The sequence below is a fragment of the uncultured Psychrobacter sp. genome (genome assembly GCF_947488565.1).
GTDB classification, from domain to species: Bacteria; Pseudomonadota; Gammaproteobacteria; order Pseudomonadales; family Moraxellaceae; genus Psychrobacter; species Psychrobacter saeujeotis.
This window is the reverse complement of record NZ_CANKZC010000003.1, coordinates 345,743-358,216: the sequence shown is the minus strand read 5'-3', so window position 1 is coordinate 358,216 and position 12,474 is coordinate 345,743. Positions and strand designations below refer to the sequence as shown.

Here is a 12,474-nt window from a genome sequence, read left to right as displayed (position 1 = left end):
CCACACCTCCTGCCCAAACAATTTCTATATCCTAAGTTTGCTCCTTTCATCCTAAAAACGAAGCGTGAAAGGAGCAAACTATTTGCGTACTATAATAGATACCAAATAAAAGAACACCTTTTACTATGAGGCAAAACTGCTTAAATAGACTCTTTTTTTTGTTATAAACAAAACCTGTAGCATGGCCTTGATGGCGACTAGGGCAAACCTTTTTTAGACTGCCTCCCTCAGTATTGTCAATGTCTTTTTTATCGTATTTATTGTTTCCCCATTGGTAAGCATTTTGCTAATATAAGGCCTTAATTTTATGTCAATCGTCATCTGTAGATGCTTTTATGAGTATAGCTGGCGGTAGACGCATTGGGTTTCATGATGTGGTGTAACAATCTATGACAGTAAAGCATGTAAAAAAACAGCTGGTACAACTAATCGTTGGCGTCAGCTTATCGTTGAGTACAGTAATTGCCAATGCTGCTATTCAATCTCCAGAGATGGACAATACCGCCTATGTATTGATGGACTATAATACTGGTGAGATATTAGCGCAAAAAAATGCCAACCAGCCTCTTCCGCCAGCCTCACTAACCAAAATGATGACCAGCTATATCATTGAGCAACGTCTAAGCTCAGGTGACTTGACCGAAGATGAACAAGTGCTAATGAGCAAAAATGCATGGTGCCGTGGTAGTAGCAGTCAGTCTTGTATGTATGTGCCAGTAAATAAAACTGCCAGTGTCATTGATATGCTACGCGGTATCATTATTCAATCAGGCAACGATGCCTCAAAAGCAATGGCTGAGCATATTGCAGGTAGCGAAACTTCATTTGCAATATTGATGAATGAGCAAGCTAAAAAGCTTGGTATGGATAACACAAATTTTGTGAATGCAACAGGTATGCCTGATGAGGGGCACCAAGCCTCAGCACTTGATTTGGCAAAGCTTGCTCGCGCTATTGTAAAAAACAGTGGTGAATACTATGATATCTATGCTGAAAAAGAGTTTACCTATAACGGTATTACTCAAGGCAATCGTAACGCGCTACTGGCCACAGATCCTACAGTAGATGGTCTAAAAACTGGACATACTGATGCAGCAGGCTACTGCTTGGTCGCCTCAAGTAATCGTGATGATATGCGTCTGATTTCTGTCATTATGGGGACTGAAAGTCCACAAGCACGGGCTGACCAATCGCGAGAGCTTCTTAACTGGGGCTTTGGTCATTTTACTACAGTGACAAAAGCGCCGTCTAATCAGTTTGTCAGTAAGTTACCAGTATGGTTTGGAGAGGCAGATGAGATAGAGCTGACAACAGGTGACACTCTACAAGTCTTAACCAGTAAAACACAAAAGAATAAGATTACTACAGTCGTTGATATCCCTGAAAGTATAGAAGCGCCTGTCAAAAAAGGTCAACAGATTGGTAAAATGTTGGCAGTCATTGATGGCAAGGCAGTGGCCTCAGTGCCTATTGTAGCCACTACTGATATCGAACAGTCAGGCTTTGTGAGCCGGATGTGGCAGCATGTTGTACGCTGGGCACAGAACCTATTTTAAACTTACTAAAATAGTCATTGCTCCCTCATCTTAGATGAGCAGTAAATAAAAAAAGACGCTCTTATCTGGCGTCTTTTTTTATTTATGTGATATCTATTGGTTTAACATTTCACACCAAATACCTATTAAACTGTGTTAATTAACATTCTCATAGTAGTAGGTTATACCACCCACTTCTTTAAAAGAGCAGTCAGCAGTTTGGCATCTTGTACAGCGCTATGACAATAGTCTATACCCGCAGCTTTTAGATCATATTCAAAGCTTTCTACGTATTGCTCTTTGTGGAGTGGATACCAGTAAACCAATAGCGAGCGATAAGTCGTTTCTCGCTCTCGAATGTGCTTGGTCAACTGAACGACTTGTTCAGGCAATACCTCTTCTGCAAACATGATGACGTTTACTTTCACTTTTGAGATATAATCCATCATTGATTGTCCATTACGCTGAGAGCTGACATTGGCGCCAAGTCGTCCCAGCATCTCTACCATTGAGCTGATCTCATCGTGATGATAGTACACAACGTTAACGTCCTTTAAGAGGTATTCATACTGTGTCTGACTCTTATAACGCAGTGGCATTGTAACGATGAATTTACTGCCTACACCAATCTCACTATCCACCTCGATTGATGCACCCAAAAGCTGACCAATTTGCTTGATGACTGACAGTCCTATTCCCACGCCTTCGTTCTCGCGAGTAACTGACGAATCAACTTGAAAGAATGGGGTAAATATATCTTCTAGATGACTTGTACTAATGCCAATACCTGTATCAATCACTTTAACTTGCCAGCGAATACTTTCATTAAAATGCGTCAGCTGAGAGTCAATAATAACTCGTCCGGTATGAGTAAATTTTATCGCATTGTCTATTAATGTGGTCAAGATCTGTTGAATCTTACTTGTGTCTCCTTCTAGAGTATACTCAACATGATGAACACGGCTAATAAGCTCTAGGTTTTTTTGTCTAGCAGCCGGCTCGAACTTTTCTATCAGATCAGCAATCATCTTTAATGGGTTAAATTCACTTAAACTGACCACCATTTGACCTTTTTCTATTCTATTTAACTGTATGATTTGCTCAAGAGTCAGCTCTAAATGATGACTACCCTTATGAATAATAGCCAACGTATCTTTTTGTTCATCATTAAGATACTGATTATCCAACAGCTGTAACCCCCCTGTAATGGCATTAAGGGAGGTTTTTAGCTCATGAGTAATCATGTTTTGAAAGTTTGATCGCTGCATGTCAAGGGACAAGTCTTTGTTATGAAGCTGCTGCTCAAAATCTGCTAAATCGAGGTAATCTTGCTGTGCCACCCTTAAGCGCTCAAATAGAATGATAAAAGATTTTTTTATACGTATAAGCTCTTCAAACTCAAAACGCTGTTGAATGGTGGGTAGCTGTTTAAGCTCATGGTCATTAGCTGCTATCTCGCATACCTTTGCAAGCTCGACAATATCTTTGGTTGGCCAGTTGAGTTTACGTAGAATATACCAAACAATAAAAACACCTAAAATGGTCGTTGCAAACCATGACAATAGGTTAATTCGTACCCAGTACCAACGTAGTTGGTTCATATCTAACGTAATATTAATATAGCCGACCAATGTATTGCGCGCGGCTAACGGAGTGGTCATTTTTGGAGTATCTCTAACACTAATAAGTGAGGTGTTAGCGATACGTTGAGAAGAATTGGCGCGCTGGATACTACTGCCGGTAAGGTAACGACTGGTAACAGGATAGTTGAAGCTAACTGTATCAGCAAACCAAGCATTATACCAATTATTACCTACGCTATTGATATTGCCTTGACTCAAGGAATCAATAGGTTGATCGGTTGAATAAAATAAGATGCTTTGTAAGCTAGGATCATTGTCCAGCAATAGACTCACTTGCCGAGCAACCAAATTAGCGCCATCAGGGGTTGAGGCACTATTTGACAACATTTCGCCCAACTGCTGAACATGTAAACGTTTTTGTTGATAGTTATGGACAAAGGTATAAACAAAAGACAATAAAAATCCTGCAAAAACTGCCACGACGATAGCTTGTAAGATAGAATAACGAATAATCGTGGGTATGTTTCTAGAAGAACTTATACTCATGTCAATCAATTCATGATGGCTTTGACTTATAATACCTCATAAGTATATATTTTGTTTATTTTACGATAAACGGCAACCTTATAAAAAAACCAACAGCGTTTACTATTGGTTTTTTTATATTTAATTTAAAGACTTCCATTGTAGAAATCTTTAAAGGTCTCAACTATCGTTTTTTATCCGTTTTTCTATGACTTTTTGAATATTTTGGCTTACGATTGCGTTGACGCTGTAGCAACTGCTGAGCTTTGGCTTTAGTTGGCGTGTCACTCTTATTAGCATAAGGGTTTTCATTGAGCTTAAAGACGACATTAAGCGGCGTACCTTCAAGCTTAAACACTTGGCGAAACTGGTTTTCAAGATAACGCTGGTAGCTTTTAGGCAACGACCCTGTTTGATTACCATGAACGACAATAACGGGCGGGTTATGACCACCAATGTGAGCGTAACGCAGTTTGATACGGCGACCACCAACAGTTGGCGGCGGGTTTGCAATGACTGCATCTTGCAATATTTGTGTTAAGCGGTTGGTAGATACCTCAAACATCGAGGACTGATAGGCGCGTAAAATAGAAGGATACAGATTCCCGACACCAGTACCATGCAGCGCAGATATTAGATGCACTTTTACGTAGGGTATAAAGTTAAAACGACGCTCCATCTCAATTTTGATATAGTCTTTTTGCTCGTGAGTCAGCCCATCCCATTTATTAATCGCAACGACTAATGCTCGACCTGCATCAAGTGCATAACCGATCATATGAAGGTCTTGATCGACGATACCTTCTTGTGCATCGATCACGATGACAGTAACATTAGAGTCTTCAATCGCTTGCAAAGTTTTGATGACGGAGAATTTTTCTACTTTTTCGTCGATACGGCCGCGGCGGCGTACACCAGCAGTATCAATCAATACATAATTTTTGCCATCACGTTTATAAGGAATATAGATACTATCACGTGTGGTACCAGGCATATCAAAGACGACGACTCGGTCTTCACCCAATAGACGGTTAACCAAAGTCGATTTACCTACGTTTGGACGCCCAATGATAGCCAGTTTAAGACCATCCGGCTCTCCTGTATCGACATCTTCTGGCATATCGGCAGTGATAACTTCTAGTAAGTTACCGACACCGCGACCATGACTGGCAGCCATTGGGTAAGGCTCGCCTAACCCTAATGCATAAAATTCTGCAGAGGCCGAATCATGGGTCCCATCGACTTTGTTGGCGACAACATATACAGGCTTACCTAGAGTATGTAAAAACTTACCAATTTCTGCATCAGCGCCGATCATACCAGCACGTGCATCAACCACAAATACGATGATGTCAGCTTCATGAATTGCCGTATGCGACTGCTCAGACATATAATCATCAATATCGCCTCTACCATCATCGGCCTCACCAATACCGCCAGTATCTACTACGATAAACGATTTGCCCTCATAGGTAGCATCACCGTATTGACGATCACGAGTCAAACCGGACAGATCCGCAACCAAAGCCTGTCGACTTTTAGTAAACTGATTAAATAAAGTAGATTTACCTACATTGGGGCGACCAATTAGCGCGACCACGGGCTTGATACTCATGCGTTACTCTCAATAATGGTCAGTAATAACAACAAATAGGTGTCATATGACCGCAAACTTAAATGAATGATGAAGACAAAGAACCTATTATAAAAGATAATAGTCTTTTAATGGGATAGATGATGGATTAATAGAAAAAACAGCACATTAACTGTAAATAATTGCCCTTATCATAAAGGCGCATAGAGTACGCTAAACGCGCTATTTGTACAAGGCATTAAACGCTGACAAAGCAGCGTTTAAACGTCATAGCATAGCCTTATTGCTTAATATCTTTATCAAAGATTATTATTTAATAAGGCCTTTTAATGGCATAAAAGTCAGCCAAAGTAGCACCATATATTGCTACTTAACGAGCCAATTGCCATATGGCTACTTGCCCAGAAGTACTTTGCGTCATTAAGCGATTGCCCTGCACTTGTAGATCGGTCAACGCACCTTTAGTTTGCACTCGGCTTACAATATCGCCGTTTGCAGGATTAAACAAATGCACGACGCCCTCAAGATCACCAACAGCGATGTAATTACCAATCATCACAGGATTCGTCAGGTCACGATAAGCAAGCGCTTCACTCTCCCACAACACATTACCATTATTACGGTCGTAAGCGACAACTCTACCTTCTAAACTGGTGGCAATGATTTGCTGATCATTTACGGCAAGTGATTTTAAGCTGGCCAATTCATTCACGAACATGACTTGGCGTGATGCTAAATCAATCCCTAGCAATTGACCGCTATAACTGATAGCATATAGCTGATTATTGTCAACAACAGGCATACCGTCAACATCGCTCATGCGCTCAACTTCGCTGCTGCCAGCACCGACACCAACACGTCTTGACCACTGCGGCAAGCCATTATCAATCGTAATAGCATGAAGGCGACCATCAGCAGTAGCAAGTAATGCTGTTTTGTCATCTAATAGTGTTGGCGCTGCACTACCGCGTACGCTAATAGCTGGTACTTGAGTGGCAAATTGCCAGATTGACTGACCTGTTTGTAAAGATAAACCGTGTAAGAAACCATCATTGGCAGATAAAATGACTCGATTGTTGCTGACCAGCGCAGGCGTCAGCACTGAACCTGACAGCTGTTTTTGCCAACGCTTAGCACCAGTTGTGCTATCAAAAGCCATTACCAAACCACTGCGTGTACTCACAATAGCAGTCTGACTTAATGAATCTATTGTTACGCCACCAGTAATTTGCTCATCAACGTTGATAGACCATAAACGCTGACCTGCATTATCAAAACCTGTCAACTCACCACCACGTGATGCTGTAACAGTTTGCCCATTACTATAACCAACTTGTAAGGCAAGCGGGTCTTTTTTACTGGCTTTCTTGTTACCAACGTCGACGCTAAATATTGGCTGCAGAACGCTAACAGGTTGTGCAATTTGTACCAATTCGACTGGATCGTTTACCACCGGCTTAATACCGCGATTACAACCAACAACAGCAGTCGTCATCAGCGCCAAAGCCGCCACGTTCATGACAGTCGACTTCATGGTCTTATTTTTGGTTTTTTTGCTGAAGCGATTAGATAGGGTCATTGTCTGCTCTCATTACGAATAAATTAACTATCGGTCAACGGACTATGCTACTGGCTTAAAAAGCTGTCATAGGTAGCATTATCATTGTCTACGATATACATTATTGTTGATTATAATACGGATTTACTGCGCTGCTTGGTCAGAATCGTTACTATTGTTAACGCTACTCTGAATATCTGCACTGGCATTTTGCGCTGCTGTTGGTTCTGGTATGGCAGCTGCTTGAATAAGACTAGCAGGTTCATCGATGGGTTCAGGTACAATACCCAGACTCTCCATTTTTAATGCCAATACTGCTCTAGTTTCTTGACGTTTACCAATCAGGCTCCAAGCATTAGTATAGGCTTTAATAGCAGCATCTTCATCATTTTTTGCTAAATAAATATCACCTAGTAACTCTTGTTGGCTTGCCTCAAATGAGCTTGGCATATCATTATTGGCTTCTGATAGTGCAGCATCTGTGTCCCCTGCTGACAACAATGTCTCAGCGTAGCGTAAACGCGTGATCGCATTTAAACCTGCGTCTCCTAGATCTATGGCCAATGCCTTTTCTAAGGTCTCAGTCGCACCCGTAAAGTCATCACTATCGACTTGTTGACGAGCTTTGATCATCAAAGCTTGCCACGCATAAACCGATTTGCCATGTGTACTGACTAACGCATCGATATCATCATTTAGCTGAGCGCGACTGGCAGCGAGTGCTGCCGCCGCTTCAGTCTCTAGATCTGGATTCTGTGCTGCCAGACTTACCTCTTCGTTAAGTCTTTGGATATCTGCATATTGATCAGCCGCCACGGTATCTACCCGTGCGTGATTCTCTTGCCAATATGTCCAGCCAAAATAACCGGCTAAAGCCAATAAAATAGCTGTCAGAATGTAGCTACCATACTGCTTTAGCGCTTGCATAGAGTTGTCTGTATTAGGCGACTGGGTATTTTGAGCCATGTTTATTTACCTGATAAAATCTAGTTGCTAAAATCTAATTGCTGAGCAGCGAGTGAGCGTTGGTCATTCTACCAGACGCTACTACTAACATAACTACAGACGTGTAAAGTTCTTTGTGCTCGCTAGCCAATCTTGGGCAACTGACTGCTGTTCGCCCGTCTGCATATCTTTAATACTAATTGTATTATCGTCAAGCTCTTGTTGTGCAATTATAACTGTCAAAGCTGCACCAGATTTATCTGCTTTTTTCATTTGTGCTTTCATACTGGTTGCACTCGCCATCTTAATTCGCAAATCTGGACGGCTATAACGTAACTTTTGCGCATAATTGATACCAAACCCGTAGACTTCTGGCTGCGCAACGACAAAGACGTCACAGACTGACATATCTGGCATAGGAGCTACCGCTTCAATAAGCAGTAATAAGCGCTCAAGACCCATTGCAAAACCAACAGCAGGCTCAGACTTAACTGGTTTGTCGTCACGTGCCCCGACAGACTTTAGCTGTCCAATCAGACCATCATAGCGCCCACCAGCACAGACTGTTGCTTGACTACCCAGCTTATCAGTGACCCACTCAAAAACCGTTTTGTTATAATAATCAAGACCGCGAACCAAGTGCGGATTGATTTCGTAATCTATACCAAGCATCGTTAAGTACGCTTGAACTTGCTCAAAATGGACCTTACTTTCTGTCCCTAAGAAGTCAGCAAGCTTGGGTGCATGAGTAAGCAGTGCTTGGGTACTTGGCTCTTTACTGTCCAAAATCCGTAGCGGATTGGTAGTCAAACGGCGCTTACTGTCTTCATCAAGCTGATCTTGCTTGTCCGTTAAGTAAGTAACTAGAGCATCTCGATAGGCACGGCGCTCATCGATTTCACCCAAGCTGTTTAATTGTAAACGCATCTCATCTTTGAGACCCAGCTCTTGCCACATCAGGTGAGTCATCGCAATCAGCTCAGCATCAGCATCTGGCAACGCGCTACCAAAACTCTCTACCCCTATCTGATGAAACTGACGGTAGCGTCCTTTTTGCGGGCGCTCATAACGAAACATAGGGCCGATATACCAAAGTTTTGGCGTGTCACCGCGTAGCAAGTTATGCTCAAGCACTGCACGCACTGCCCCTGCTGTACCTTCAGGACGCAAGGTCAGAGGTGTTGGTGGTTCAGACTTATCAGCGAAGCTATACATCTCTTTTTCAACGATATCAGTCGCACCGCCAATAGCACGAGCAAACAGATCAGTCTGCTCAACGATGGGCAGGCGAATATTTTCGTAACCGTAACGAGCCAATACATCTGCCAATACAGCTTCTAGTTGTAGCCACTTTGCTGCCTGTTCTGGCAGAATATCGTTAAACCCTTTAATAGCTTTGATCATGATTCGGTTATATCCTCAAATATTATAACGACTGTCTCTATTGTTATTATCGTTACTACTAGCGCTTAGATGCTTACTAATGATTTACTACTCACAGATTCAGGTCGATGAGGAGTTGCATCATCTATTTAACTCTAATAATTTCATTTTCACGTGACTTTTCCAGCTCGCTTGCATGAGCACGTACCATACTCTCAATCTCATCAACCAGATTATTGGTATCGATAAGATGACTTTTTTCACCCATACGGTATACCAGGGATTTGGGAGCTGCACCTACGATACCGATGTCGGACTCTTTTGCCTCTCCTGGACCATTCACTTTACAACCAATCACCGATAGATTCATGGGCTCACGCACATCTTCTAAACGAGCTTCTAACGCAGTCATTACCTTAATCACGTCAAACTCTTGACGAGAGCAGCTTGGACATGCGATGAAGTTTACACCATTAGAACGAATATTGAGTGATTTTAAAATATCAAAACCGATTTTGATCTCTTCTTCTGGTTCTGCTGCCAAAGAGATACGAATGGTATCACCGATACCATCTAATAATAAACCGCCAAGCGCGATTGCAGACTTGACGGCGCCAGTACGATATACCCCAGCTTCAGTGACACCAAGATGTAGCGGATTATCAATTTGTGCCGATATTAAGCGATACGCATCCAACGTCAAAAACACATTACTCGCTTTGACGGATACTTTATATTGATCGAAGTTTAAACGTTCCAATATATCGATATGACGCATCGCTGACTCAAGCATCGCCTCGCCCGTCGGCTCAGTATATTTACGCTGAATGTCCTTTTCTAAAGATCCGGCGTTCACCCCAATGCGAATTGGAATATTATGATGTTTAGCGCAGGCCACAACTTCACGCACTTTAGCATCGCTACCGATGTTGCCTGGATTAATTCGCAGACAGTCTGCACCTGCTTCAGCAACTGCCAAGGCAATCTTGTGATCAAAATGCACATCAGCAACCAAAGGTACGCTCACCTGTTTACGAATCTTACCAAACGCTTCAACTGTCTCCATCGTCGGAGTCGAGACGCGCATGAAGTCAGCACCAGCATCAACGCAGCGCTCAATCTGAGCGACTGTTGCAGCTACATCACAAGTGTCTGTATTGGTCATGCTTTGCACACTAATCGGTGCATCGCCGCCAATCGCGACATCACCGACATAGATCTTTTTGGTAGGACGGCGAGTAATAGGCGATGACGTGGACATAAAGAATCCTTTAATAAGAACAAAAGATAAAAAATATAAGCAATCTTAAAGTGGTCATAACATTACTATGACAAGCTGTTAAGCCTGTAACGATCAAATGACTATGGCGCCAACGCAAAGCTTGCTTGTTTATCGGCTGCATACTCATTTAACGCAACCGACTCTTGATTAAGTAATAATTTTACATTGTCGATATTATCAATTTGGATGTTAAATGGCGGCGCACCAAGCAGTTTATAGTTACCACTGGTTTGGCTACCTGACATCAGACTGTTACCAGACGCATCCGTAATATCTACGTTGGTAGTGTCTATGATTTCAACGTCCAATGTGACCGCACTGATATCATTAGTACTATCCAAATTAAGTGCTGAACCGGATGCACCCACACCATCTAAACCAGTACTATCATACTGAGTATCAACCGCTGCCCCTTGAGCTTGCTCTGATGCTGACAAGTCTTCGACGGCTGTGGTAGATGTAGCATTATCTTGACTGGCATTAGTGACCATACGGAATAAAAATACCGCCAATACAATAAGACCTACAATTGCAAGAATCAACAACGGGTTAAAGCGGATGCGGCTACGACTATCACGTTGTAAGGTTCCCATCGGGCGCAGCGGTGTATCAATGTTACTCACCGACTGCGCTCTCATCTCATCTGGATACGCTGCATCGAAGCTTGTCGCGATTTTTGTGGGATCCAATTGCAAAAATTTTGCATAATTAATGACAAAACCACGCGCAAAGGTAACTTGCGGTAAAGCGGCAAAATCCTCTTCTTCTAATGCTTGTAAGTGACGCTCTAAGATGAATAATTCACTGGCAGCTTCTTTTAAACTGATCTGTTTACTTTTACGGGCTTGCTGCAGCGTGGCACCAAATGATCCCTGAGCGTTAGACTGATGATTTGATGATGGGTTGTTCATTTCCATGATGCCTCTGGATTGTTAAGCCAAGTCTTAAGTTGTTTTGCTTCATCACTTAATGGATAAGCAGATAATAGCTGCTGTGCTAATTGTTGACGCGTGGTTCTATCGTTTTGAACGGCGGCAAGCTTAATACCTTGCAAAAGCAGTCGCGGACTAATACCCTGACCTTGTACAAGCAATAAAGTCTCATCATAAAGCCGTTGTGCTTGCTGTACACGCTGCTGCTCAAGCAACAAATCAACCAGCTCAATATGAGCAATCAAGCTATTACGATTACCATCTAACGCTCGCAAAAATGCTTTGGCTGCCGCGGGATGGTTATTCAACTGTAGGTAAGTGCGCCCTAGGTTCTCAAGTGCACTAATACGTCCTTCATATCCAAGTGCTGCACCTGCAATCTCAAACTGCTCTGCCGCCTCGCTATAACGCTTCATCTGTGATAAATACACACCGTAGTTATTACGCACTTGATCAAAATCCTTGTCAAGCGAGATGGCTTTTTTAAAGTATTGATCGGCCTTTTCAAGATTGAGGCGGCTACCCTCTTGCTGCAACAAAACGCCCATCATATCATAGGCTGGCGCGTATCGGCTATCGGCAGCAAAAGCTTTTTCGAGTTGACGCTGCGCGGTATCAAGCTCGTTTTTACGAATGTACTGCGCGGCAAGCGATGTACGTACGCGAGCGATCTCTTGCTTATCAAGGTTACGAATATCGCTTGGCTGAGTAGACGTTTGATAACGCGTACTTCCAGTTAAGCCATCTGTTGGTGTACTTTGGCAACCCGCTAGTAATAAGGTAGCGATTGCACTAGCTATCAGCCGGTTTTTTAGGCTTCCAGACCTTAGGTTACTAGACTCAAAATTACCAGAGATAGTATGGTTTGTTTTTTGATAAGCACCCGCTACTGAGGACTCCTTCATTATTAAAGACGTTTTACGCTGAGTCTTAAATTGACAAAAATATTCAAACATTATCATAGCCGCCATTATAAAACTGAGTTTTAGTACTGTAAATTTAATACTAGAGTTCCAATAAGCCATTAGTTTAATGGATTTGGACCCTTTAAGTACAATTTAGTTACTATGACTGCATTTTTATGGTTATAAATATTATTTACTAAAACCAATAGGAACGTAACCCTATCTGTTTCTT

9 protein-coding genes are annotated in these 12,474 nt (G+C 42.3%); 1 reads left to right on the top strand and 8 read right to left on the bottom strand.

Annotation, left to right across the window (positions count from 1 at the left end; translation table 11 throughout):
* Window positions 1-389 precede the first annotated feature (389 nt).
* Window positions 390-1,556: a D-alanyl-D-alanine carboxypeptidase family protein gene (locus tag Q0890_RS08650; protein WP_299219531.1), complete on the top strand. Its 1,167-nt coding sequence runs from the start codon at window positions 390-392 to the stop codon at window positions 1,554-1,556.
* 161 nt (window positions 1,557-1,717) lie between these two features.
* Here the strand turns inward: Q0890_RS08650 and Q0890_RS08645 are convergent, their stop codons facing one another.
* From Q0890_RS08645 to pilW, 8 genes are all read right to left on the bottom strand, one after another.
* Window positions 1,718-3,664 carry a HAMP domain-containing sensor histidine kinase gene (locus tag Q0890_RS08645; protein WP_299219529.1) on the bottom strand — a complete coding sequence of 649 codons (1,947 nt, stop codon included), beginning with the start codon at window positions 3,662-3,664 and terminating at the stop codon, window positions 1,718-1,720.
* Window positions 3,665-3,827: 163 nt separating this feature from the next.
* A complete protein-coding gene (der, locus tag Q0890_RS08640; protein WP_299219527.1) occupies window positions 3,828-5,258 on the bottom strand; it encodes a ribosome biogenesis GTPase Der in 1,431 nt (476 codons plus the stop codon).
* A gap of 349 nt (window positions 5,259-5,607) precedes the next feature.
* Entirely contained in the window at window positions 5,608-6,816 is a 1,209-nt protein-coding gene (gene bamB / locus Q0890_RS08635) for an outer membrane protein assembly factor BamB (protein ID WP_299219525.1), read from the bottom strand.
* 123 nt (window positions 6,817-6,939) lie between these two features.
* Complete coding sequence (locus Q0890_RS08630) at window positions 6,940-7,761, bottom strand: tetratricopeptide repeat protein (RefSeq protein ID WP_299219524.1); 822 nt, start codon at window positions 7,759-7,761, stop codon at window positions 6,940-6,942.
* 93 nt (window positions 7,762-7,854) lie between these two features.
* Complete coding sequence (gene hisS, locus Q0890_RS08625) at window positions 7,855-9,144, bottom strand: histidine--tRNA ligase (RefSeq protein WP_299219522.1); 1,290 nt, start codon at window positions 9,142-9,144, stop codon at window positions 7,855-7,857.
* Window positions 9,145-9,268: 124 nt separating this feature from the next.
* Window positions 9,269-10,384 carry a flavodoxin-dependent (E)-4-hydroxy-3-methylbut-2-enyl-diphosphate synthase gene (gene ispG, locus Q0890_RS08620; RefSeq protein ID WP_299219520.1) on the bottom strand — a complete coding sequence of 372 codons (1,116 nt, stop codon included), beginning with the start codon at window positions 10,382-10,384 and terminating at the stop codon, window positions 9,269-9,271.
* A gap of 101 nt (window positions 10,385-10,485) precedes the next feature.
* Entirely contained in the window at window positions 10,486-11,322 is an 837-nt protein-coding gene (locus Q0890_RS08615) for a helix-turn-helix domain-containing protein (protein WP_299219518.1), read from the bottom strand.
* Window positions 11,313-12,242: a type IV pilus biogenesis/stability protein PilW gene (gene pilW / locus Q0890_RS08610; protein ID WP_299219516.1), complete on the bottom strand. Its 930-nt coding sequence runs from the start codon at window positions 12,240-12,242 to the stop codon at window positions 11,313-11,315. Before pilW ends, Q0890_RS08615 begins: the two co-directional genes overlap by 10 nt.
* Between the last annotated feature and the right edge of the window lie 232 nt (window positions 12,243-12,474).